General features: G+C 61.7%; 19 protein-coding genes and 2 tRNA genes. 10 read left to right on the top strand and 11 right to left on the bottom strand.

Going from position 1 to position 24,064, the window contains the following annotated elements:
* Positions 1–183: 183 nt before the first annotated feature.
* The 6 genes from DL240_RS06165 to DL240_RS06140 all read right to left on the bottom strand — a co-directional run bounded on the left by DL240_RS06165 (position 184) and on the right by DL240_RS06140 (position 8,822).
* Entirely contained in the window at positions 184–363 is a 180-nt protein-coding gene (locus tag DL240_RS06165) for a hypothetical protein (RefSeq protein ID WP_111728996.1), read from the bottom strand.
* A 43-nt stretch (positions 364–406) separates the two neighbouring features.
* Positions 407–868 carry a hypothetical protein gene (locus tag DL240_RS06160; protein WP_111728995.1) on the bottom strand — a complete coding sequence of 154 codons (462 nt, stop codon included), beginning with the start codon at positions 866–868 and terminating at the stop codon, positions 407–409.
* Positions 869–1,172: 304 nt separating this feature from the next.
* On the bottom strand, positions 1,173–1,862 hold the full coding sequence (locus DL240_RS06155; protein WP_111728994.1) for a hypothetical protein: 690 nt from the start codon (positions 1,860–1,862) through the stop codon (positions 1,173–1,175).
* A gap of 21 nt (positions 1,863–1,883) precedes the next feature.
* Positions 1,884–5,372 carry a hypothetical protein gene (locus tag DL240_RS06150; RefSeq protein ID WP_111728993.1) on the bottom strand — a complete coding sequence of 1,163 codons (3,489 nt, stop codon included), beginning with the start codon at positions 5,370–5,372 and terminating at the stop codon, positions 1,884–1,886.
* A 329-nt stretch (positions 5,373–5,701) separates the two neighbouring features.
* Positions 5,702–8,038, bottom strand: a complete 2,337-nt coding sequence (locus DL240_RS06145; RefSeq protein ID WP_111728992.1) for a glutamine amidotransferase — start codon at positions 8,036–8,038, stop codon at positions 5,702–5,704.
* Between the two features lie 19 nt (positions 8,039–8,057).
* Complete coding sequence (locus DL240_RS06140) at positions 8,058–8,822, bottom strand: DUF4159 domain-containing protein (RefSeq protein WP_111728991.1); 765 nt, start codon at positions 8,820–8,822, stop codon at positions 8,058–8,060.
* 266 nt (positions 8,823–9,088) lie between these two features.
* On the opposite strand from DL240_RS06140, the gene DL240_RS06135 reads away from it, so the two are divergent.
* Complete coding sequence (locus DL240_RS06135) at positions 9,089–9,835, top strand: Bax inhibitor-1/YccA family protein (RefSeq protein ID WP_158542387.1); 747 nt, start codon at positions 9,089–9,091, stop codon at positions 9,833–9,835.
* Positions 9,836–10,024: 189 nt separating this feature from the next.
* Here DL240_RS06135 and DL240_RS06130 read toward each other — a convergent pair.
* The 3 genes from DL240_RS06130 to DL240_RS06120 form a co-directional block, all read right to left on the bottom strand.
* Positions 10,025–10,097, bottom strand: a tRNA-Ala gene (locus DL240_RS06130).
* 25 nt (positions 10,098–10,122) lie between these two features.
* A tRNA-Ala gene (locus DL240_RS06125) sits at positions 10,123–10,195 on the bottom strand.
* A 145-nt stretch (positions 10,196–10,340) separates the two neighbouring features.
* A complete protein-coding gene (locus tag DL240_RS06120) occupies positions 10,341–11,315 on the bottom strand; it encodes a hypothetical protein (RefSeq protein ID WP_146618136.1) in 975 nt (324 codons plus the stop codon).
* Between the two features lie 180 nt (positions 11,316–11,495).
* Here DL240_RS06120 and DL240_RS06115 point away from each other — a divergent pair, with 180 nt between their 5' ends.
* From DL240_RS06115 to DL240_RS06075, 9 genes are all read left to right on the top strand, one after another.
* Positions 11,496–12,119, top strand: a complete 624-nt coding sequence (locus tag DL240_RS06115) for a MotA/TolQ/ExbB proton channel family protein (protein ID WP_158542386.1) — start codon at positions 11,496–11,498, stop codon at positions 12,117–12,119.
* Positions 12,120–12,134: 15 nt separating this feature from the next.
* The gene (locus tag DL240_RS06110; protein ID WP_111728987.1) at positions 12,135–12,563 is read left to right on the top strand and encodes an ExbD/TolR family protein; all 429 of its coding nucleotides are present in this window, start codon (positions 12,135–12,137) and stop codon (positions 12,561–12,563) included.
* Between the two features lie 22 nt (positions 12,564–12,585).
* On the top strand, positions 12,586–13,515 hold the full coding sequence (locus tag DL240_RS06105) for an energy transducer TonB (protein ID WP_146618135.1): 930 nt from the start codon (positions 12,586–12,588) through the stop codon (positions 13,513–13,515).
* Positions 13,516–13,931: 416 nt separating this feature from the next.
* Positions 13,932–14,420 (top strand): hypothetical protein, encoded by a 489-nt coding sequence (locus tag DL240_RS06100; RefSeq protein ID WP_111728985.1) that lies wholly within the window; start codon positions 13,932–13,934, stop codon positions 14,418–14,420.
* Between the two features lie 212 nt (positions 14,421–14,632).
* Positions 14,633–15,337, top strand: coding sequence for a glycosyltransferase family 2 protein (locus DL240_RS06095; RefSeq protein WP_111728984.1), 705 nt, complete (start codon positions 14,633–14,635; stop codon positions 15,335–15,337).
* Complete coding sequence (locus tag DL240_RS06090; protein ID WP_111728983.1) at positions 15,337–16,077, top strand: TIGR04282 family arsenosugar biosynthesis glycosyltransferase; 741 nt, start codon at positions 15,337–15,339, stop codon at positions 16,075–16,077. Before DL240_RS06095 ends, DL240_RS06090 begins: the two co-directional genes overlap by 1 nt.
* Before the next feature lie 67 nt (positions 16,078–16,144).
* Complete coding sequence (locus DL240_RS06085) at positions 16,145–16,777, top strand: Crp/Fnr family transcriptional regulator (RefSeq protein WP_111728982.1); 633 nt, start codon at positions 16,145–16,147, stop codon at positions 16,775–16,777.
* Positions 16,778–16,794: 17 nt separating this feature from the next.
* The gene (locus DL240_RS06080) at positions 16,795–18,072 is read left to right on the top strand and encodes a bifunctional folylpolyglutamate synthase/dihydrofolate synthase (protein WP_146618134.1); all 1,278 of its coding nucleotides are present in this window, start codon (positions 16,795–16,797) and stop codon (positions 18,070–18,072) included.
* 100 nt (positions 18,073–18,172) lie between these two features.
* Positions 18,173–18,397, top strand: a complete 225-nt coding sequence (locus tag DL240_RS06075) for an RNA polymerase sigma factor region1.1 domain-containing protein (RefSeq protein WP_111728980.1) — start codon at positions 18,173–18,175, stop codon at positions 18,395–18,397.
* Positions 18,398–18,557: 160 nt separating this feature from the next.
* Here DL240_RS06075 and DL240_RS06070 read toward each other — a convergent pair whose 3' ends face one another.
* Complete coding sequence (locus tag DL240_RS06070) at positions 18,558–20,531, bottom strand: Ig-like domain-containing protein (protein ID WP_158542384.1); 1,974 nt, start codon at positions 20,529–20,531, stop codon at positions 18,558–18,560.
* Positions 20,532–20,779: 248 nt separating this feature from the next.
* The gene (locus DL240_RS06065) at positions 20,780–23,701 is read right to left on the bottom strand and encodes a sensor domain-containing protein (RefSeq protein ID WP_111728978.1); all 2,922 of its coding nucleotides are present in this window, start codon (positions 23,699–23,701) and stop codon (positions 20,780–20,782) included.
* Positions 23,702–24,064 lie beyond the last annotated feature (363 nt).

The following is a 24,064-nucleotide window of genomic DNA, read 5'->3' as shown; positions in this document are numbered from 1 at the left end:
TGTGTCAGCTTGGCTCACCCTCAACTCAGGCTGAGGTCTATATGCTCCAGATGCGCCGAACTATAGTGGGGAGGCCGACAAGAATCCAGACAGCTTCCAGAAGGGCAGGCGCCGTTGTAAGCAAAAAAAAGCCCGACGCGATAAGCGTCGGGCAATTCGATAAAGCCTGGCCTGGAAGCCGGTTCAGCCGTTGAGCTGAGATTGAAGCTGGGAGAAGGCTTTGATCGTTTCTTTGAGGGTCATGATCTCGCGCTCGGTGCGCTCGATGTCTTCCTCGATGGAGGCCTGGGCTTCTTCCAGGTCACGAAGTTTTTTTTCGGCGCTGGAGAGCACCGTTTCAAGCATTTCGTTGGTCTGCGTCATGATTCGAATCCTTATGAAAGCGTCGTGAGAGAGGCCAGGTGGATTAGCCGTTCCACTTCCAGCGGCCGCGTCCGACCTTCTCCATCAGCCCTTCCTTTTCGAAGGTGTTGATGACGCTGTAGGTATAGCTGCGAATGCCGTCGGTAACTTCGCCCTCGATGCGCCCCAGGGATTTGAGCACGTCGGCGGTACGGAACTGTTCGTGGGCGGCACCGAGCTGACGGCAGATTTCGAGGATCTGCTGTCGGCGTGCGCCACGCGGGGGGCGATTGGTTTCGGGGTCGACGGGGATGGAGCTGACACCACGCACGTTCTTGCGCCCTCGCTGGCGGGTGGGGGCCGCTTCACCACGCAGGGCTGCGCGCAGGCCTTCGATCGCAGCGCGGGCCTCCGCGGTTTGCATGCTGTGCGAATCGCGCTTCTTTCGCAGCTCTGCAAGCTCCTGTTCTTTGGTGTTGAGCGCGTCCTGAAAGCGCTTTAACTCATCATTAAAATTGACGCTCATTCGTATCCTCGTTGCGTGGTGTTACGGTGAGTGAAAGGGGTGTTGAATGTTTGCTTTCCCACCCTTCGAGGGTGAATGTGCACGCATGGGCATGCGGTGTCAACCTGCTAAGGCTAAAATTATAGACAAAATATTAACCTGAATTTTCGAGGTTCTGTTCGGGTGGCGGGAGGGAGGGGGGAGAGGGACATTTAAGGTTTCACCCGAAAAGGGTAATTGGCGGAGGGGAGTTAGTGTCAAAAAAAAGCCGGCCCCCTGAAGGGACCGGCTTAAACATGCGCAGAAGTACGGGGGCTGCCGAGGGTTAGCCCAGAAGCTCGCGCAGCGCCTCTGCGTGCTTACGTTGAAAACGTCCGCGCAGAAGGAGGAAAGCGCGGTTGAAGGAGCTCATCGCGCCGAGCATTTCTTCCAGATCGTAGCGGTCGAATTCCCGGCGCATGCCGGCGCGTTCGTTGAGGATAAAAGCACCGTCGCCGTGGCCCAGCTCAATCTCGTCGCGCAGCGCCAGGTAAGGGTCGATGGCCAGAGTCAGGTGGTGGTCGCGAGCCAAACTCAGGGTGCTCTCCACGTCCCAGATGCCCTCGGCTTGCCAGATGACCGGGCGACCGGCCTGGGCGGCCAGGGTGTCGCCCAGGGCCGATATCAGCGCCCGGCTGGCCGTGCCAGGGCGAAATTCCATCGGCGTGGAGAAGAGAATGGCGCGCGCAGCCAGGGCGTGAGCACGCTCCATGGTCTCTTTCCAGGCGTCCAGAAGCGCCAGTGGGAGCTCTTGAGCGTCGCGTTCGTAGGCGCCGACGAGCTGCTCGCCGATCACCGAAGGGGCATGGAGAACAAAGCCGAAGCCCTTCGGGGAGTCGACACGCCAGCGATTGAGCGTGGCGATCTTCGGCGGGTTTTCCAGGCGCTCCAGATCGATCTCGGCAGCGTTGCACAGGGCGAAGGTATCACCCCAGTTGCCGGGGGACGGGTCGCAGGCGTAGTAAAACTTGGTCATAAGACGGGGGTACTCACAGAATCAGGGGAAGTAGAGGACGCTGTCCTGGCCATGCTGAGCGATGAGCTGATCGACGCGTTTGAGCAAATCTTCGCGCTGTGACCACATCACGTTGAGGCGGACTCGGTCAACCTGGCTGGCTTCGGGAAAGAGGACGTTTTCCAGGGTTTCGCGATCCAGCAGGCGAATCGTGGCGACCGTACTGCGGCTAAAACGGGTCGTCCACTCGAATCGCCCCTGCACGCGTCGTGAAGCGCGGGGCTGGAAGGCGTCACCATTGTGTCGGGAGACAAGGCCGCCGTTGATGACCGGGTTGTTCAGCCCGTAGGTTTCGCTGCTCGTGGAGAAGCGTTCCCAGTTGTTGGTCAGATAGTCAAAGAGCAACAGGCTGGAGACCTCGCGGGCGACCTCGGAGGTGGGTTGCGCACCCATGGCGTCGATCAGGGGTTGTTGGAATTTGCCGCTGGCGAGGTTGGCAATGTTGCCGAGTTCTTCGGCCAGGGGCGCTTCCAGGGGGCGCGGCGACGAACTCGCCGTCAGCCAGTCGATCCAGAGGGGGCGGTACTCAATGGGGAAGGGAGCCCGAGCGGCGGTGGGGAGGCGTTCCAGGCTTCCTCGAACAAAGCGTGTGCCGTCGTCGTCGGTCTCCCAGATGGCCTGGCTTTGCAGGCGGGCGATGGTCTCTTTGTCAACCTGGTCGGAGGCCTGTGCCAGGGTGGCTTCAAGCGTCTCGGCCGTCAGAATGGCAGGGGTGGTTTTGAGGATCGCGAAGTTGCAGGCGATGAGTTCGCACAGGCGCCAGGCGGCGATTTCCATGCGCCAGCCGTCTTCCCAGCCTTCCCGGGCCGGTTTGAAGACGTGTTCATCGTCGGAGTCCGAGAGTTTAAAGACCAGGCCCTGGTGGGTGTCGACGTTGTAGGTACCGACCAGCGAGAGTTCGGCCGGATTGTTGAGGGAAATGGGCTTGTACGCGTCCAGATCCGGGTCGCGCTTAAGGGCGCGTTGGTACGCGCTGGTGAATCGTTCGTCGTCGGGAGCCAGCGTTAGCGCCGCCAGGCTGGCCTGGCGCACCATCGACCAGGCTTCGCGCTCTTCGGCAGCGTTGGCAAAACTTGCGAGAAACTCCAGCTCACCTTCGCCCTGTAGCCATCGTTGATGAAGCTCTTCGAAGGTTGGTTGCCCGGCGGCCATCTCTGCGGCAGGTTGCTCTTCGTCGGCGGCCTGCTCGCTGAGGAGTTCGCCATCCGCGGCTTTGGCGGTCTCATCCGGGGGGGCAGGGGCATCTTCCGATGGGGTTGCGCTAGAGGAGGCCTGTTGGGGGGAGGTCGTTTCGTGGTCCACCCAGAGTGAGGAGGGGTTCCAACCGGTGGTATCCTCTACCAGGGTCTGGCCCGGAGTGGTCAGGGTCAGGCCAAGAAGACCGAGCACTCCAATCCCCAACGTGATGCCTGCAACGACGCTCGCCGAAGACTTCTTGCGCGTGGGCAGTGCATCAAACGAGGCAGAGGCGCTCGGGTCGGGCCGGGTGGGCGGTGCGGCGTTGGTGACGGCGGCGGGTACAGGTTCTGGTTGAGGAGTATCTACAAGGGGCGTCTCGGCGAGAGACGGCTCATCGAGAGCTCGTTCGACGGGAGCCTTCTCTGCCGAATCTTCGTCGACAGGAGCTTCGAGCTCCATGAAGGGATCGAGTTCCGGCTCGGAGGGCTCCGGTTGAGACTCCGGGAAGATGTCCTCGGAGGTCTCAATCTCGGCCCCGGAGGGCGCGATGTCATCGTGCGAGGGCGCGGCATCCTGATGGAGAGTCTGGGAGGACTTTTCCTCCATGTCGAGCAGGCTAAAATCGAGCGAGTTGGAAGATGCTTCCACCGGGAGCGGCGGTTCAAAGGCCGGTGTTTCGGGAGCCTGGGCCAGTGCCTCCCGGGGGGCTTTTCGGCGTGGGGTGCCGATGCGGGAGAGGACATTGTGAGCCTCGGCGGCCATTTTGCGTCGCAGTTCCCCGAAGACGGGGTGCTCGGAGACGGGCATCCAGTCTCCGTCGGCTTCGGCGAGTTCTTCGGCGCCCAGGAGTACGCCACTTTTGATCAGTTGAGTGAGGCCTTCTTCATCGACCGGCTCATAGATCACGTCTTCGATGCGCAGGCGGTAGCTGCCCCGGCCGAGCACGTCCTGGATCTCGGAGGTTGGCAGGCGGATATATCCGCTGCCGCGAGTTTCGCCGGCGGTGCCCAATTCGATCGGGTCGACGTTTGGGTCGCGACGGCGGGCCTGCAGTCGCGCCAGCATGGACTGGCTGGTGGTCTGTCCACGTTCTCGGGAGACGCCGGGGAGGGCGGGGCGCCCGGGAAGGGGCGCGCCTTCTGGCGCGCCAAACCCGTCGAAGAGCCCGGAATGATCAGGGGTCTCGGCGCTCTCGTCGGGAGCTTTCTCGGGGATGTCTCCGAGGAGGTCGGCAAGACCCTGCTGAGCCTTATCGGTGGCGGGTTTGACGTCGGAGATTTCGGGCAGCTCGGTCGAGGGCGGCAGATCCTCGGGACGGCGTCGCGGGGCCTGGGCGCGTGCCGTGGGTAACGAGGGAGGCTCGCTTCGAGAGAGGGGAAGCTCGGGGATGGTGCCGCTGTTCTGACTGGCGCGACGTTGCTGGGCCTTTTTGAAGAGACGAGCGAGCGAAGGTTGGTCGTCGCCGTCATTTGCAGGCGCTTCTGCGCTGCTTTGTGCGGACGCCAGGGCGTCGGAGAGTGTCGGACGCAGCTTATCGAGGGAGAGTTTTTGAGCCTGACCCGGGGCCGGTGTATCGCTCGGGGAAGACGAGGGCTCGGAGGGTCGGCTGGCCAGGCGTTGTTTGCTCTGGATTCTTGCCAGCACCTGGCTTTTAAGCGGCTGGTCGGCGGTATCTGTGTCCGACGACACGTCGCCTTCGAGGGTGTCTTCGCGAGCGGCGTCTGCGGTGTTGCTGACCCAGGAGCGCGGTACGCGCTGGTTTTCGGCGGTTTCCCTGAGTTGGGCCGAAGAGACGCGGGGCTGCCGGGTCAAATCCACCGTTTTGCGGGATTGGAGCTCGGTCGTCGTGTCGATGGAGGCGCGGCGAAGCCCCGGGGAACTCTCGTGCTCAATGGCCTGGCGCCATGCTCCGGAGTCGGTGCTTTCGGCCAGACCTTCTTCCCGAGAGGCGGGCGCATCAAAGGGACTGCGGGTGGTGTTGCCCTGAATTCGGGCCATGGTGTCGAGCACGTCTGCTTCGACCGAGGCCGTTTTGTCGAGATGCCCGTCGCGGGTAAAGGGGTTGTTCACACCGCCGGGCAGGCCGGCCATGGTGGCTTTGGGCCCGGAGTGCAAATCGCCGGCCAGACGGGTGAGTCGGTCGATGGCATCTTCGGAGGCATCATCGAGGCGAGCCTCGGAGCTCTTGCGGGGCACGACGCCGAAACCCGGGGTGGAGCTGGGGGGCGTGGTCTCCGGCTTACTGTCGCCAGCGCCTGACTCGGAGCGGAAGATCTTACGCCCGTTTTCCACCGGGATTTCGGTGAAACACTTAGGGCAGGGAACTTCGCCCGTCGGTAGACGTCCCTTCTTGGGGGTAAGGCGAAAGTAGGTCTCGCAGCCAGGACATCTGAGCTCAACGGCATCGGGAGTGATCTCTCCCATGAACGGTACCTGCTGTACGAAGATTTGGGATGGACCGAGCGAGCAAAGCGCGCCACCCGGAGACTCGCGAACGACTGGCGAGTAGGGGTCCAGCGAATTCCACGCCGATGTGTCAGGCGTGGGCTGAGCCCCGACATCTCGGCCACTCTACACCAGCCCCGGGGTACGCTCAATGAAATCGTCGGTAGCGATGAGGCCTAGAGTCTCCCCCACCGTCGGCGCAGAGACCACTCGGTGCCAAGCAGCCCGAGTATCACCAGGAAGAGCAGGGCGCTGTCCCAGAGTTGGACGACCCGTCGCTGGTGAATCTCGACAAAACGGGGAGCGTTAAAGGAGAGGGCGCCCGGGTCAAGTTCGGGGAGAAGGGTGTGGTAGGCCCGGGTGTGTTTGGCGATCTGGGCCAGGAGTTTGTTGCGGGGCACGATGTCGCGGAGTTGCTCGACATCTGGCACCACCAGGACAAGGTTCTCGTCGCTGAGCGTGCCGGAGGAGGTTTCTACCTCGGCTCTCAGGTGATAGACGCCGGGTTCCTTAAGGCTCAGATCGAGCTGATGTTCGCCCGAGGCGTCGGTCTGAAAGTCGACGCTCAGGAGGGCCTGGCGAGTGGGGGGCGTGTCGGATGCGGGTTGTCCGGCCGGGGCGGCAAATACGTCGACTCGTCCCGTGGCGTTGGCCGCCGGGCTGTAGTCGGGTTTGAAGACGCGAATTGAGGCATCGACGGGTTGCCCCGGCCCGGCGATGTCATCGTGAACATCCAGACGCACCAGTTTGAGTTCGGGATCCTGGATAAGCCAGCGAATCGCGCTATTCCAGAACATCTGATACTCGCGGGGGGTACCTCCCTGGGCCAGGTGTTCAAAGCCCCAGCGCCAGGTGGAGTCGCTGGTAATGGCCAGCACGCGGCCTTCGCCGCGTTCCGCTACGGCGATGACGGGCATAGGCTTCCCGCCGTAGGTCAGCGTGGGGTGCGTCGCCAGTACGGTGGCTCCGGGGGAGGGGCCAGTGACGATGTTGGTGCCCTGGAGAGCGGGCAGAGACGCCCAGAGTTCGCGGTTCTGCTCCGGATCAAAGGCCAGCTGGGTGATGGGGTGGCGGTGCCCGGCCTCGGTGAGTTCGGGGGTGAAGTGTTCGCTCTGGGTGATCGTGGCGCCGGGGCCTGCGGGAGGGAGTTCCACAGGTAAAAGAGACTCAATTGGGGTTCGAGCGTATCCGCCACTGGCAAAGGAAAGGTCGCCCCCGATCATCGCAAATGCTCCTCCCTGGCGGACGTAGTCGGCGATCGCCGGCAGGTAGCGCGCCATGTTGTAGGGCCCGAAGTTAAAGTTCTGGAAGATCACCAGATCAAAGCTGCCCAGCTCGCTGTTAAAGAGTTCATCGGTGGGAAAGGGAATCAGACTCATCTCATCGCGCGGCACCAGCTGCGGGGTGTCGTCGGTGCGCAGGATGAAGAAGCTGATGAGATCGACGTTGGGATTGCGCTTAAGAAGCTGCCGCAAAAAACGTTGATCCCAGCTTGGGCGGCCTACTACCTGGAGCACCCGAACTTTGTCGCGGATCACCCGCAACACGAAGTGCTGGGTGTTGTTCTCCAGCAGGGCTTCGTCGTCGAAGTGGGGCACGTCTACGGTGTAGACTTCTTTACCAATCTGGCGAGGGACAAATTCGAACTCCACCTTGTAGCGGCGTTCTTCGGGATGGATTTGTACGCTTTGGGATTGGAGGATCTCGCCATCGCGTCGCAGGGTGATAGGGACAGTCTGGGTGCCCAGGCCGCTGAAGTGAAGTTCCACTTCGACGCTGAGGGAGTTGTGCACGAAGGCAAAGTCGTCGTGAAGGACGCGCGTCACCGCGGCATCACGCATGCCGGCGTCGGCATCCACGGCCAGGGTATGTACCGGCGCCTGAAGTGCCTTAAGAATCTCGGTGGATGCTTCGTCCAGGGGTTCGCCGCGGCGCACTCGTCGGCCAATGGCGCCGGTGTCAATGCCATCGCTGAGGACGATGATGCCGCCGAGATCTTTGCCCTGATAGTGCTCGGGTAGGCGGGTCAGGGCGGCGCTTAAATCGGCGCGGGAGGCGTCGGCCGGGGCGCTGAGTGCGGCGTCCAGGGTGGTCGGGCGCAGCTCGTCGCCGTAGGTAAAGATGTCAAAGTGATGGTCTTCGCTGTCGGCCTCGAACATCGGGCGGAGGCGTTCCAGGGCTTCGTGCGCGCGGTCGATGCGGCGTTGATCAGACTCGGCAATGTCCAGGTTCATCGTCTGACTGGTATCGACGAGCACGGCGACATGGTTCTTTACTTTGGAGACTTTTTTCAGATCGAGGGCCGGCTCCAGGAGCATGAGCACGGCCAGGCCGAAGACCGCCGCGCGCAGCCCGATCAGGGTGAGGCGTCGGTGCGCGCGCATGTCCCGCAGGTCGTAGGCGCTGAAGAGGAGCACGGCCAGTCCGAGCACCCCCAGCGCGGCGATCCAGCCCGGGCTCCAGTCGCCCAGCCAGAGGAGATCGCGGGCATTGTATTCGGAGAGTTGAAGCATGAAGCGCTCCGTAAAAGGCCTAGTCGACGCGCCAGCGTCGACGTCGCAGAATAAAGGGGATGTGGACCTGGTCGGCCTTGTAGTCGATGGTCAGGGCATAGAGCACGATGTTGACGGCCAGGCGCTGGGCCATATCGCGCTGCCGGTCGCCACCGGGGCTGACCTGGTGCTCCCAGCCTCCGAAAGCGTCACGGGCCAGTGCGCCCAGAAGATCGTTGGGGTTGATCAGCACCGAGGCGCGCTCCTCGTCGAAGATGCCCTCCAGGTTGGCCGCGATGTCGAGACGGCCCACCGGTCGATCGATGAGGTAGAAGGACTTGTGCACGGTGTGGTCGCGCGGGACCGTGGCGATGGGGCGGTCGGGAAAGACTCGCGCGAGGTCGCGACGCACCGATTCCATAAAAGGCCCGTCTGTGAGGCCTTCGGCAGAGTCGATGTAAAGGAATCCACCGGAGCTCAGGTAGAGGCGCAAGTTCTCGATCACCTCGTCGGGGAGTGGGTCGTATCCCCGGTCGCCGGCCATGGCGATCATCGGGTGCAGAAAAAGCTCCTCGCGCCGTCCCCAGATTTCGGAGACGACCGGGTTTACCTCCACGCTGGTATGTCGCCCGACTTCCTGAAGGAGCCGTCGGAGAGCGCCGGGGCGCGGATTGTCATTGCCCCCCTGGTAGCGAAGCCGGGCGATGCCGACCTGGTGCTGACGCTCAAAGGCGTTGAGGTTTAAGGGCAACGTCGAGCCGGCCAGGGCGACGCTCAAGAGTTTCAAAAAGTGACGTCGGTTCATGGAAAGCCGTCGCTATCGATGTCAGTGATGTTCGGGGCAAACTCGCCCGGACACCGGCTCAACAGGGCGCCCCGGGGAGGGCATTCCCCAAGGTTCTTTGGTAGGTCGGAGCGGAGTTGCTGCCGACAACTTAACTCGATATCTCTTTGGCGACACCTCGGGAGGTGAAATAGAAAGGATCAGCCCCCGAGTTTTTTGCTGGATTGCTTTCGGTCGACCTTTTGGTCGGTCCGAATATGGACTCAAACTTATCAGGAGGACGAAGGATGCATCGAGATTATCAAGGATACGATGGCGGTGGTGGTCAGGACGGCTGGGAGACGGAGCAGGGGGGCGCTCATGTGGTCAGCCAGGCTTTGCCCGAGGAGCGTCAGGCCTTTCTGCGACGGACCTACGCGCACCTGAGCGCGGCGGTTCTGATGTGTGTGGCGTTTATCGGTCTTTTTCTGAATTCGCCGCTGGCTGAGCCGGTTCTCAACTTCATGTTCAGCACCAACTGGTTGATCATTCTGGCGTTGTTCATCGGCGCGAGCTGGTTGGGGGACTGGATGGCGGCCCACGTGCATTCAAAGCCCCTGCAATACCTGGGGCTTGTGGTCGGCGTCTCGGCCTACGGCGTGTTGCTCACGCCCATGATCCTGGTCGCGCAGTATCAGATCGGTTCATCGGTGCTTTTGCACGCCGGGCTGCTCACGTTGATCGTGTTTGCCGGTATGACGGCGGTGGTCTTTATCACGGGTAAAGACTTTTCGATTCTGCGTGTGGGCCTGGCGGTGGGAAGCCTGGTGGCGCTGGGGGCGATTGTCGCCGGGACGCTCTTTAATTTCTCGCTGGGGTTGGGGTTCTCGATCGCGATGGTAGGGCTGTCGGCGGCGATGATCGTCTATCAGACTTCGAATATGGTGCACGTCTATCGGACCGATCAGCATGTGGCCGCGGCGCTGGCGCTCTTTAGCTCCATCGGGATGCTCTTCTGGTACATCCTGCGCATTCTGATGATGTCGCGCGACTGAGCTCGCTGGCGTACCGACTCGGATGTAGTGATGAGCCGCCGGGTGCGGGCCAGGGCCGAAACTCAAAAAAGCCCCCGACTTCATGGGTCGGGGGCTTTTTTGTGAGATAACGAGAACGCAAAGGGGGCTTTTGCGGACATAAAAAAGCGGGCCCTTCGTCGAAACGAAGGGCCCGCTTTTTATTTCTTATGGAGCCGATGGGGATCGAACCCACGACCTCGTGACTGCCAGTCACGCGCTCTCCCAGCTGAGCTACGGCCCCGGATGAAAAAGGGAATTGAATTGTATGGAGCCGATGGGGATCGAACCCACGACCTCGTGACTGCCAGTCACGCGCTCTCCCAGCTGAGCTACGGCCCCGATTGGGATGGTTGGCTCGTTGCGCCAACGGGGAGCATGTATACGGATGGTCTCACGGAGTGTCAATAAGGTTTTGGAAGAGAATTTGAAGGACGCCGAAAAAGCGATGGATTGGCAGTCTGGTGGTTGTTTTGATCGTATGGGGCTAGTTTTTTGGTGTCTGGGCCGCCTGGTGCTCAAGTTCGCGCAGAAGATCGCGGTAGCGAGGGGTGTCCGGATGGGACTCGACGAGATCGCGAAAGTGCGGGAGGGCTTCGCTTAGCGCTTTGCCGTGAGCGTCGAGGCGAGTGCGCGCCAGGGGAACATCGTAGTCAGGCAGCAAGTCTGTGGCGCGGGCGAGGTGGCGCCGACGCGTGCGTACGTCAAAGGCGTTGGGATCTTCGATGCGCCAGCGTGTCAGAAGCTGGAGCTCGTACGGGGCCAGTTGCAGGCGCAGCGGTTGGCGGGTGTGGATGATGTCGGCAAAGCGGTAGCGCTGAAGCACGCTGAAGATATAGGGGCTGGATGCGTAGCTCCACCGGGCGTCTTCGGTGATCAAGGCGCGCTCGCGCAACATGGGCAGCACGTTGCCGCAATGATCGCGATAGGATTCAAAGCGTTTGGCCGGCGGGGCGGTCGATGCCTCGTGTAACGTGAGCGCTCCGCGACGGATCGCGTCGAGCAGCTCTTCAAGGCCCGAGGCGCAGGCCTCAAACGTTGGTTCGGCCAGCGGCACAAACCCGCGGGGGCCGGTTGCCGGTAGAAGCGCCGAGCTTAAGGTGTCGATGCGCCCCTGAAGCGCCCGGGCATCGATTGCTTCGGCGTCGGTAAACTGAGCACGGTTGGCGGCGACAACCGCCTCCATCAGGGCGTGGTGCTGGGCACGCTGGTCCGAGGAGAGCTCGACGGTATGGTAGTGAGCCTGGCGAGAGGCTGCCAGGTGTTCAACGTCGACGGAAAGGGCGGGGAAGTGGGAGCCGCTGCGGATCTGGGCGGCGTCTTCAGCCGCCCAGTCGGGTTGGGGAGGCGGGCCGAAGGTGCGCCACATCAGCGCTCCGACCACCAGCAGGCTACAGGCTCCGAGTGCCACAGCGACTGCCGGAGAAAGAGAAGGTGGGGTTGGGGCTTTGAGGGGACGCATGTACGCTCCGAATAAATGGTTCGACTTGAAGCCTCCCGGGACTAACTCCGGTAGGCTTCGGATTTTGTTCCATCGCCCGCTATGTTATCCCTGTCGGCCGCTACGGCAAACGCTCCACGTGCACGTCGTTGGTCTGGCCCTTATTCGAACTCAAGACCTCACGGATGTAGAGAGACGACCATGTTAACCGAGATCCTGTTGGATTTTGCGCTGGTGGGTGCCGAATGGGTGCTCTGGCTGCTGATTTTGTTGAGCTTTGCCAATGTTTATGTGGTCCTTGAGAAGTTGCGTTTTTTTCAGCAGCGAAAGGTCGACGTGCATCGGCTGCGCCTGGAGTTTGAGGAGCGCCTGCGAAGCGACGATTTCGATGCCGCCGCCACGCTGCTGGAAGGCAGTGACGCGATGGAGGCCCGGGTGGTGCTCTTTGGAATGCGGGGGCTGGATCGGGGACCGGAAGCGGTGGAAGATCTAATGAAAGGGGCGATGGCTTCGGAGCGCACGCGCTACGAGAAGCTTATCAGCCTGCTGGCCACCACGGGCAATAACGCGCCTTTTATCGGTCTCTTTGGCACGGTGCTGGGAATCATTGGCGCGTTTGCCGCGCTGGGCGAAGCCAGTGAAGAAGCCAACCAGGCGGTGATGGCGGCGATTTCGGAGGCGCTGGTCGCCACCGGCGTGGGGCTGATGGTGGCGATTCCTGCGGTCATCATGTTCAACATCTTCCGCCAGCGGGTGAAGACCTCAACGGCGCAGACCGAACTTATGGCGCGAACGTTGCTGGCGCACCTGCGCCGGAACGACTGAAGTTAAGGAGGAGTCATGGCAGGTTTGGCCGGAGGGGATGAAGACGACGTCATCTCGGCGATCAATATCACGCCCTTTGTCGACATCATCCTGGTCGTTTTGATCATCTTCATGGTGACAGCGACTTACATCGTGCAGTCGCAGATCCCGATTGACCTTCCCAAGGCAGCCTCGGGGCAGGCTGAGGTGACCACGACGCTGGCATTTCAGGTGACCTCGGAGGGGCAATACGCCATGGACGGGGAGTTTTTGAGCCTGGAGGCCATTGCCGAGGCCGTACGCGCTCAAGCCGTAGAAGACGCAGACGTGCGAGCCGTCATCGCCGCGGATAAGCGGGTTGAGTATGGCCAGGTTATCGATCTCGTGGATACGATCAAACTCAATGGCATCGCCAAATTCGCATTGAATATCGATCGCAAGGAGCAGGCGGACGGTGAGCGCTGAGACGTCAACACAGCGCAGGACGTTGCGCGATATTCCTGACCCTCTCCAGGAACGTTCGGCAAGTGTCGGGCAGCGAGGCAAACGCCTGTTGATCGGTGCGTTTCTGGCCGTCCTGGCTCATGTGGCCTTCGGGCTGGGCCTCATTACAGTAGCCCCTTTGCTGAGCACCGCATCTCATGAGCGTGAGCCGGAAGACGAGTTGGTTGAGGTTGACTTCAACTATGTCGAGCCGGAACCCGAATCCGAACCCGAACCCGAACCCGAACCGGAACCCGAGCCTGAGCCGGAACCCGAGCCCGAGCCGGAACCCGAGCCGGAACCCGAACCCGAGCCGGAACCCGAACCCGAACCCGAACCCGAACCCGAACCCGAGCCTGAGCCTGAGCCTGAGCCGGAACCCGAGCATGAAGTGGAGCCTGCTGCAGAAGCGGAGGAGAACGAAGATGAGGCCGCTGGAGCCATGGACCCTGTGCATCTGGAGGGGTTGACCCTGGAGTCCACGGTGGAGGGAGGAGAGGGGCCCGCGATGAAGATCGGGCAGGGGATCGAATCCGGGCGCATCACCAATCGGTACGTGGATCCGAATCGTTTTGGCGACATTAAGACTCGCCCGGGTGCGCGTGGTGACGGGCGAGGTACCGGGATGGGCGATGGCACGGCATCGTCGCCCGGTTGTGAGGATACTGAAGCGCGAGTGGTCCGGGAGGTCCAGGCTGAGTACACGGTGCTTGCGCGTCGGCGAGGGGTAGAGGGGCAGGTTGTCTTTCTGGTGACGATTGGTACCGATGGGCGTGCGAGCCAGGTGGAGCTGGTTGACGGGCTCGGGTACGGGTTGGATGAGGCGGCTGAAGAGGCGATTCGGGCCTGGCGTTTTGAGCCCGCGACGCGCAATTGCGAAGCGGTGACGAGTCGTCGACGGGTGGCCTACGAGTTTGTGATCAGCGAATACTGAACATCCTAATAAAACCGCGGGGGGGCTTGTGGGGCGTGCGTTTTGATCTGCACGACGCACAGTGCTACCCTGCGCGTTCTTCAAGAAGTTTAAGGGGTTGTGCTCGTCAGCTATGTCTCACGAAGAGCTGGCTTGCGTCGTATGCGTTGAGGTCTTCCGAGGGCGGGATGGAGTGTGCCCAAGGGGATGCTGCCGGCGTGATGTAACGCTGTACGCCCGTGCACCTGAACAAATTTTCCATTTTTTATTGACTCTATGGAAATGTGCAGTAATTCTTTGTTCAGTACTGATTGAGTGATCGGTGTCTGCGTGAATCCACGGATGGAGGCGTCAAGATGCGAGCAGAAGAGCAGCAAAGCAGTGCGGTTGAAGTGGTTCGAACAAAACGTTCGTTGGGGGCAATCCTGGAGCGTCAGATGAAGCGCGAAGAGCGTCGACGTTGGGAGTTTCCGCCCGACTTCGCACATGGCGAAGTGATGCTCGGGGAGGCATATGATGTTCTCGGAGCGCGCTGGCTGGAGCAGGCCATTTTCGTGAGTCGGTTCCAAGACGAGTTGTTGGGAGAAATTGTCACGGCGGGGCGTTTTGACGACTACTTTCTCACCGTAGAGCAGTGGGTCGAGGGGGATGAGGAGCCACTGGAGTCCTGGTGGACGTCGCGGGCCCGGGGACGTTCGCGAAGCGTGGGGCTCAGCACAGGGGGAGAGGGGGAACCCCTGGCGGAGCTCGTGATCGAGGTACATCCGGCGCGTCTTCGTGAACTTGAACAGGGGGTGTTGGGGGTGACCCGTGAGGGGGCATCCGCAGATGAGTCGCGCTTCTCACGTCGGAGGCGTGCACATATCGATCTCTTGAGCCTGATCGCGCTTACCACTCGTTTGAGTGATCGAGCAGCCGCAGCGTAACCACCGCTGACAGCCTGGATGACCTTGAGGGGGACGACTCGTGGGGCTAGGATGCGCCCCGCGCAGCCCGGAGCTGCGAATACCTTTGAGCAGGTCGCGAAGGAGCGAGGGTGGTCGAATCAGAGCAGCAGAATTCTAGGTCCGCTGGCGAAGATGTGAGGCGTGGCGGGGTCTGGTGGCCTCGGTATGCACCTGAACAGCCAGAGACTCCGTTGGTCATCGATGTGTTGATCCCCGTGCTCAATGAGGAGGAGAGCCTTCCGCTTGTGCTTGATGCCATCCCGAAAGAGTGGGTGCGTCGGGTGGTGGTGGTCGATAACGGCAGCACGGATGCCAGTGCGCAACGCGCCCGAGAGCATGGCGCCTGTGTGGTTGAAGAACCTCAGCGGGGTTATGGGGCGGCGTGCCTGCGAGGGCTGCGCATGATGGCCGAGGACCCGCCGGATGTGGTGGTGTTTCTCGACGGCGATTTTAGCGACTATCCCGAGGAGCTTCCGCGGGTGGTGGAGCCGGTTATTCGGGGCGATGCGGAGATGGTGATTGGCAGTCGTACCCTGGGGGCTCAGCAACGGGGCGCGTTACTGTTGCAGGCGGTCTGGGGGAACAAGCTGGCCTGTGCGCTGATGGAACTGATGTACGGTTACCGATTTACCGATCTGGGGCCTTTTCGGGCGATACGCTGGGAGGCGTTAGAGGCGCTTCGGATGCGCGATGAAGATTTCGGTTGGACGGTTGAAATGCAGATCAAGGCTGCGCGCCTGGGGCTGGGAGCGGTGGAAGTACCGGTAAGTTATCGTAAGCGAGTGGGGGTCTCTAAGGTCACCGGGACGGTCAAGGGGACGGTGATGGCAAGTTATAAGATTCTCTACACGCTCTTTGCGCAGTACGCGCAAGAACTCCGCGAAGGAGGGCGCTGATGCGAGAGAGTGGCAATACGGAGGTCATTATTTTCGCCAAGGCGCCGGTGGAGGGGCGCGTCAAAACTCGGCTTCAGCCGCAATGTACTCCCTCGCAGAGTGTGACGCTTTACCGCGCGTTTTTGAAAGACGTGGTTGAGATGGTGGCCGGATGGGTTGGGACTCAGGATGGTGCGCGAGCGACGGTGTCCTGGGCAGGAGAAGATGACGACGCGACGCAAGGCTGGATCCGGGAACAGGGCGTGTCTGTGGTCGAGCAAGGGGAGGGAGACCTTGGAGCGCGCATGCGTCGGGCCATCGGAGCGGCCCGTACGCGGGGGGCGGAGACGATCATCATTGTGGGCGCAGATTCGCCAACGCTCTCCGGGGAGCACCTGAGTCTGGCGTCGGCTACGGTTAAGCGATGTGACGTGGTCTGGGGGCCGAGTTTTGACGGGGGGTACTATCTGGTCGCGGTGGGCGCGCAGGAAAAGAGCCGGAATGTGCTCGTAGAAGATGTGATCTTTGAGGGGGTGGCCTGGAGTACGGCGGATGTTCTGGCGCAGAGTTGGCAGTGTGCCAGACGGGCAGGTCTCTTGCCGGATTTGCTGGGCTTCTGGTACGATGTCGACACTTTCGAGGATGTAAAAGTGCTCGAATTTCATCTCCTGGAGTTTCTTGAAAGCCAGGGGTTTGAGGGCGCCCGACATACTCGGGAAGTGCTCTTAAAGTGGCGCCATTGCGGCTATTTAAGGTCCTAGTCCAGTATGCGCCGGATGTTGCGGTCAGCCAGCAGGTTTCCAACTCCATCATCGATCAGGGTAGCTCGTGAGTGAAAAAGGTGTTCGTCAGTGCGCCGCAGGGACGGTCTTGTTTCGAGAAGGCGAAGAGGGCAACCGGATGTACGTGATTAAATCCGGGAGCGTACGGCTGACCAAGCGGATTCACGACACCGAAGTGGTCGTTGAGGATCTGGGAGCTGGTGAGTTCTGTGGTGAGCTTGCGATGCTGGGAGAGCCGCGTCGGCCGGTTTCGGCGGTGGTGACCGAAGACGCCGCAGTGATTCAGGTCGATACCGAGCAGTTTGAGGGGATGATCAAGGGCAATACCGATATCGCGTTGAGGATGCTCAAAAAGCTCACGCAGCGCTTAACTCAGGCTCAGTACCGGGTTTCAAACCTGGTGTTGCGCACCAATAAGGCGAGGGTGCTGCATCAGCTTCGGGCAGAGTGTCAAAGGGTGCGTCGCGTGGAGGGAGCTGCGGAGTCTGCCCCGATCCCGGCGAATCTGGCAGACGTTTTGGCGCTGGAGATTGGCGAGGTGAAGCAGGTTCTCAATGAACTGGTTCGCGACGAACTCATTATGATCGATCGGCGAGGCTACTTTGAGATTCTGGATAGCGAGGCCTACGATCGTTATCTGCGCTATCTTGAACTGCAAGACCGCTTTGCGTTCCATTGAGTGCTCGCGAAGAAGGGGTGACTCGCTGGGAGGCGCTTCAAACGCGCCTCTTTGAGCAGAATCGCTTTACGATCAAGCTGGGGTTGGAGCGCATGCGCGCCGCACTGGGGGCGGAGGGGCATCCGGAGCGTAGGGCGCCGGCGGTAGTGGTGGCCGGGACCAATGGTAAAGGGACGGTCGCTTCGTCGCTGAGTGCGATTCTGGGAGCACACGGGCTTCGTGTGGGGCTGTATACCAGCCCTCATCTTGTCGGGTTTGAGGAGCGTTTTCGCGTGGGGGGCAGGCCGCTGAGTCGAGAGGTGCTGCTGCCTGTGATGGAGTACGTATTTCAAGCCTACGGGGATGTGAACCGTGTGGGGGAGGATGCGTTGACCTTCTTTGAGCTGACCACGCTGATGGCAGCATTGGTGTTCGCCACTGAAGAGGTCGATGTCGGAATCTATGAGGTTGGGCTGGGAGGGCGGCTGGATGCGGTCAACGCCATTGAGCCCGCGCTGAGCGTGATTACGACGATTGGTCGTGACCATGAGGCCTATCTGGGACATGCCATTGCCGCGATCGCCGGGGAGAAGGCCGGGGTGATGCGTGAGGGAGTACCTGTGGTGATAGGGCCCCAGGAGCACGCGGAGGCGATGGACGTGCTGTGGGAGCGCGCAGGCAGGAGCCCACGCTACCGTATCGATGAGGCCGAGGGTGTCGGGGATGTGGGGCCTGGTGAGCACTGGTCAGCGTTGGCTCGCCGGCATCATCGGAGTGCCTGGAAGGCAGCCCAGATCTTTCTGGGGGAGCGTTTCGATGCCGGGTTAGCGCGCCAGGGGCTTGAGCGCTGGCGTTGGCCCGGGCGAATGGAGCCTCGTCAGGTGCGCGTGCCTGAGGGGGTAGAGGGCCGAGTGTGGCTGGACGCGGCGCACAATCCGGCCGGGATTGCCGCGTTGGCCCGTGAAGTGCGTCGCGGGGTCTGTGGGGATATTGGTGCGGTGGTCTGGGGCGCGCTCGGGGATAAGGCGCAGGAGGGACTGGGAGAGCTTCTCTCGGAACTTGGAGTGGGGGTCTGGGCGGTGGAGATTGCCTCGCCACGCGCTTTGACTGCGGAGGGGATGCAAGCACTGGTGCCTGCCAGGTTGTGGCGTGGAAGCGGCCGTGCTGGTGAGAGCCTTCGAGAAGCCCTCTTGAGCTGCGAACCAGATCAAAGCGTATTGTGCTTTGGGTCTATCTATTTGCTTGGAGAGATTTACGGGGCGTTGGGGCTGGACGTCGAAGCGCTGGTGACAGAGGCCCAGGAGTCGGCCGATTGAAAGGGGCTTGTCGGTGCCTAGATTTCGACCTGTCCCGAGATGGAGCGCGGAGCGCGGCAGAAGGACTGCCGCGGGGCGCTCAACCTATTAGGAGTGGCTCATGACTGAGAAGTCCGAGTTTGAATCGCATCCCGACAAATCCGCATACCACGACAATAAGCGAGAGCTCCTGCGCCGAGGTCGCGAACGCGGGGAGCTGACCTGGAGCGAGATTCTGGAGGCCTTGCCCCGGGAGCATCTTGGAGAGGTGGAGATGGAGGTCTTTTTGTTCACCTGCCGGCAGATGGGGATCGAGGTGAAGGGGGCTCCCAGCTCGTTGGCTTAAGAGCAGGCAATGACGCGTTATGTAGGGCGAGTGTTTTGCGTTGGAGCCCCGGGCTCATTCCTGTCTGTCTGAATCAAAAAACGCCGCCTCCGAAAGGAGGCGGCGTTTTTTGATTCAGCTGCGCTCAGCCCGGCAGAGGTTGCGGGCTGAGCGTTTCTATTTAGTTGCCACTGTCGGAGCGGCTTCCGTGGAAGGTGCCGTCCAGCACGGTGGCCGAAGATTCGGTGCTGAAGCGGAACTCGGCTTCCCATTTACAGCGCAGCTCAGGCTCCGCCTTGCCCAGGTGTTGGATGAAGGGAAGGGCGGGCTGGGTCGAGCCGGGAGTCGGCGGGTAGACGTCGGGCTGGTAAAGTTCACAGGGCTCGCCGGCGGGGGTGCCGATGCGGAAGTTGTCTTCGGAATCAGCAACCAGGTTGTCGTTGACATAGTCGCGAACGGCGCCGGCCGCTTCGGTCTTCATGACTTCGCAGGCTTGTTTGACGGCACGGTGGAACGTGCTGGTTTCGTCGGAGTTCACCTCAGTTGCGAGAGCGGTGCAGTCGACGAAACGGTCGAGCATTGCGTCGAGGGAGTCGACAACGGGGCCGCCATCATTAAAGAGGCGAGGGAGCAGGACCTTTTCAATCACGGCCAGGATGAGGCTGCCATACTGAAGGGTCAGCGGGTGCTTCTCAATCTTAAGAGCGGTGGAGCCGATCATAGTGGCGCCGAAGTTGCCATAGACAGCGGAGCCGCCTTCACCGACTTCAAAGGAGCGGATAAGCACTTCGGAGCAGGAGGCCGCCTGACCTTCGCAACCTCGGCTCCATTGCAGGACGATGTCGTTCCAGCGCTGAACGTTGTTTTCGGCGTGGAGCACGGCCTGGGTCTGGCCGGCGGCGATGTCGATGACCGGTTCTTCCATGATCTGGATGTCACCTTCGACGGTGAACTCTTCGAGCATGGAGATGACGTCGTCGATGATCACCTGGGCGTCGGTAGCCCAGCTAGGCAGGAAGCCTTCGATGGCGTCGTCCAGGAAATCAAGAGCGAGAGCGAGGGCCGCACTATCCTGGAAGTCTCGAAGCGTCTCGGCGAAGCTTCCCAGGGAGTCACCGGCATAATCGAGGATGAAGTCGAGGAGGCCGCGAGTTCCTCCCGGAGGGCAGTAGCTTTGGGTGGCCGGGCAGCCCAGGATGAACTGCGCAGGGCTGGTGGCCAGGGTGCCGATCAGGCTGAGCACGTCGGCCACGGCGGGAGGGAGGCCGCTGACGATGTTGAAGGTGTGGGTAACCTTGTAGATGCCGGCGATGCTGGGGATGTAGTCGTAGAGGTCGACATCGACGACGGAGTTGACCCCACTTTGAACTGGCGGGTTGTTGTCCGTGCAGCCGAGCGCGGCGATGACCTGACGGGCGCCGACATTACGGATGGCAACGCTGAAGATGGTGTAGGCCTGGTTGTTAGGCACCGAGTTCAGGATGAGGTTGTTGACTGAGCCGTCGGCGTTGACGGTGGCATTCAGGGCGAAGTCGGCGCCGGTGACGTAGCCGCGGGCGGCGAATTCGTCTTCGAGCTCCGCGCAGGTCATGTCGGCCGGCAAGAAGCTGGTATTGACCGTGTCGAGAATCGCCGTGCCGCCGTGTGTGTGTTTGACGATGTAGGAAGCGGTATCTTTGGCGTTAATTCCCAGGTTGAAATCCAGGGTGTTGACGCCCTCCTGGCCAACGGAGGCTCGGACACGCAGGGTGCCGGTGGCAACGGCAGGGTCGCTTCCGGTGCGCACGGTGGTCGAGGCGATCCCGTCGGCGTTGGTGATCCCGTTGGCGGCGGAGAGGGAAGAGCCCTCGGCACCGGATTCGCGCTCAAGTTGGAAGCCGATCATCGCGTTGCGGATAGGGTTGCCATCGGCATCAACCAGGCGCACGGAGAGGGTCGTTGAGCCGTCGACAGGGAGAGAGCGAGCGCAGGAGAGCTGAAGCGGGTCGCAGGGCTCGACGTGCTTCAGGCTGCTGGTTCCCGGAATATCGGGTTGTTCATGGTCACGTGGATCGTCTCCGCCGGGTACGTTGACGGTGCTCTCGCCGCATCCAAGCGTCAGTGAGAGGCTGCCGGCAGCCAGCAACATGAGCCATTTATTGGAATACCTTCCCATCATTTTTCCTCCGCAACACGCGCGGGTCTGGCGCGTCGATCGTGGTGAGGCACCGCGGTGGCGACGCGCTCAAAGTGAATCCATATGTAAGAGGGCAGCGAGGGCGGCGCGGGCAAAACCGTCGACGCTTGCTGATCTTATCCTGTAGGTCAGTCGTGAGTATACCGAGGGGGTGTCGGCGGTCAAGGTGACGATGAGATCCGCATAAAACCTCACTCATAAGGGGGGCGAAAGAAATGCGTGAGGGGTTAGACGGCTTCTTCGACTCGGGGGGCGTTCCAGATCGGGGGGCGAGTGGCCTTCTCGAAGAGGTGCTCGGGAGAAATGGCCGGGCTGAAGAAAAAGCCCTGGCCGTATTGGCAGCCCATATCGCGCAATAACGTCCATTGAGCGGCGCTTTCAATGCCCTCGGCCAGAGCCTTCATCTGGAAGTTTTGAGAGAGGGTGACGATGGAGCGTACGATGTTCGCGTCGCGGTGATCGCCGGGGAGGTCTTTTACAAACGAGCGGTCGATCTTGAGGATTTGTACCGGAAGTTGTTTGAGGCGCTCCAATGAGGAGTACCCGGTTCCGAAGTCGTCGATGGCCACGCGCAGGCCGTGTTCTCGCAGGCGATGAACCACGCGGATGCTATGATCGGGATCGGCGAGCATGGCGGATTCGGTGAGTTCCAGCGCCAGACGGCCGGGAGGGATGTGGGCGTCGCTGATGGCGGCGAGGATGCGTTCGACGATGTCGCCCCGCAAGAATTGCAGGGGGGAGAGGTTGACGGCGACCGAAAGGTCCAGGCCTGCGCTGCGCCAGGAGCGGATTTGCTGGCAGACCTGGGAGAGAACCCAGTCGCCCAGGGGAAGGATCAGGCCGGATTCTTCGGCAGCCGGGATGAAGTCGGCCGGGGAGATGACCTCGCCGGTAGTGGTCGTCCAACGAAGCAAGGCTTCGGCGCCGGTGATCTTGCCGGAGCGCAGATCGATGATGGGCTGGTAGGCGACGGTAATCTCGTCGTCGACCATGGCGCGGTGAAGGCGCGACTGAAGGGAGAGGCGGCGCTGTTGACGCGTGGCGATCTCACCGGCGTAGAACGAGCAGCTGGCCGGGCCGGACTCTTTGGCGTGGGCCAGGGCGAGGTGAGCGTGTTTGATCAGGGCTTTGGCCTCGGAGGCGTCCCGGGGCCAGGTGGCCACGCCGATGCTGGCGCTGAGATAAGAGTCCTGCCCTTTGAGAGTGAAGGGGCGGCTGAAGGAGGAAAGGATCGCGCTGGTGTGAGCCCGAAGCTCTCCGGGGCTCAGATCGGAGGGCAGGAAGGCGACGAATTCGTCAGCGCCGATGCGTGCCAAAAGAGCGTCGGTTGGGAGGATGGCCTGGAGACGGTCGCGGGCGTCGAGGAGGAGCGTGTCGCCGGCATCGTGGCCCAGGATGTCGTTGACCAGGTGGAAGCGATCCAGGTCGATATAGAGAAGGACGGCCGGGGCTTCGGGATGCTCGCCGGTCCAGTGGTCGATGGCGCGGATGAGCCCATGGCGGTTGGGCAGGGTGGTAAGACTGTCGTGGTAGGCGAGGAAGGTCAGGCGGTCTTCGGCTTTCTTTTGGGCGGTGATGTCGGAGATGACGCCGGTGATACCGGTGGGGACCATGTCGCTCTGGCGTTCGACGTGGCCGTGGTCTTCGAACCACAGGATCTGCTGGTCGTCGCGATGTCGGCAGCGGTAACGGACCACGTAGGTTTCGTCGTGGTCGATGGCTGTCGCGATGGTTTCGGTGATGTGTTCGAGATCGTCGGGGTGGATGCGGGAGCGCCAGAGTTGGGGGTCGTTGTAGAAAGCCTGTGAAGGGTAGCCCAGCAGGCGCTCGGCGGCGGGGCTGATAAACGAGGTGGCAAAGTGGGGCAACTCCGCTCGGTAGAGGATGTCGGGGACGGTGTCGACGACATTTCGAAAGCGCGCCTCGGAGGCACGGGCTTCGTGGAGCAGCTGATGTCGATGCAGAGCCACGCCAATCTGACGGGCGACGGCCTGGAGCATCGCCAGCTGGCCGGCGTCGAGCGAGCGGTTGGAGCTGTGAGTGCCTACCAGGAGAGCGCCCCCGGGGTGACCTTCGCTTTCAATGGGGACGCTGGTGATGCTTTTGAAGCCGAGTTCCCGGTAGGGCTGAAGCGCAGGGTCGGGAGTGAGGGAGAGATCAATGGAATGAGATGTTCCGGAGCCAATAAACCGGGCTGCGAGCTCGCGGTCCCGGGGTTCGGAGGCGATGTCATCCGGGGAGATGCCAAGGTGTTCGAGACCCTGGCACCAGCGGTAGGTAGGCGCGCGGAGGTCCGGGTCGTGGATGGCGACGGCTCCGGTTTCGAAGTCTGTGAGGCGAACCGCGGCCGCGACGGCTTTGCGCCCAAGGACGTGGAGATCTTGCTCACTGGCGAGATCTTCGATGACACCGCCGATTCCTTCGAGATGTGCCTCGGCGCGGCGGACATCGCCGATATTGAGATGATCGGCCACGTAGCCGGTCAGGTGAGTCTGGCCGTCGTAGAGGGGGGCAAGTGTTAAGCGTACTTCGACGTGAGAGCCGTCTTCCCGGTAGCGGATGACCTCAAGGGTGAAACGGCCATCGGTGCGAGCGCGGTCCAGAGCGACGGCCAGGGGAAGGCCGGGGCTCTTGTCGAGTTGCATCAGATCGCCGAACGAGGTGCCCAGGAGCCTGTCCGGGGAGGTGTGGAGGAGGTCGCAGAGAGCCGGGTTGGTGTCGACGAACACCCCCTCCAGGTTGAGCAGTGCGACGCCGTTGGCCATGGTGTCGATGATGCGGCCGATATGGGCATCGCGCGCGACGACCTGACGCTCCACACGGTGGAGCGCCCGGAGGTGGCGGCGCAACAGCGCATAGAGGGCTGCGCCGCTGGCCAGGATAAATACGATGCCTTTGCCGGTCTGGGCCAGATCGCGAAGTGCCGGGGTCGGAATCAGGCGATTGAGCAGCGCATCGCTGGCGGTGACCCAGAGGGTTGCCGCGCCGATGTAGAGCAGGGCTGCACGGCGGTTGATTGCCGGCGAAACCGGTGTGTGTCTGGCAGTGGGCTGGCTGGCCGGGGCGATCAACGCGCTGAGACGTCCGGTTGCCCTGGGATCGGGAGCGTGTGGCTCTTCAGGTGCGTGTTCGGTGCGGGGGGAGCTCATCGCTGGCGAGGCCTGGGGGGCGGTGGGAGGCGGCGCTGTGGAGCATAACAAGGATGATGCCCGCCAGGTCAACGCCGGATTGGTGCGCGTTGTCCGAAGATACAAAAAAACCCGGCAAAAAGGCCGGGTTCATCCATACAGCCATCAACTCAGAGTTAGAGCGGTCGAGGCATTTTTATGGGGCGCTACCATGTGCATCATCCTGAAGGAGGTTCAAGCAGGCGACCGCTGGCAGTGTCTTACTCCCGGAGTGCGCGCAATGCAACTTTCTTTCGAAAATAGAAATAAAAGAAGGCCGCGCGGAGTTCGCGCGGCCTTCTGCGGGTTTTTTTGTGGGGGGGCGCGACCTGCCCCGAGGGAGCA

Origin of the sequence: Lujinxingia litoralis, assembly GCF_003260125.1 — a bacterium.
Classification (GTDB): Bacteria; Myxococcota_A; Bradymonadia; order Bradymonadales; family Bradymonadaceae; genus Lujinxingia; species Lujinxingia litoralis.
The sequence above is the reverse complement of the archived record's forward strand: the minus strand, read 5'-3'. Positions and strand labels throughout refer to the sequence as shown.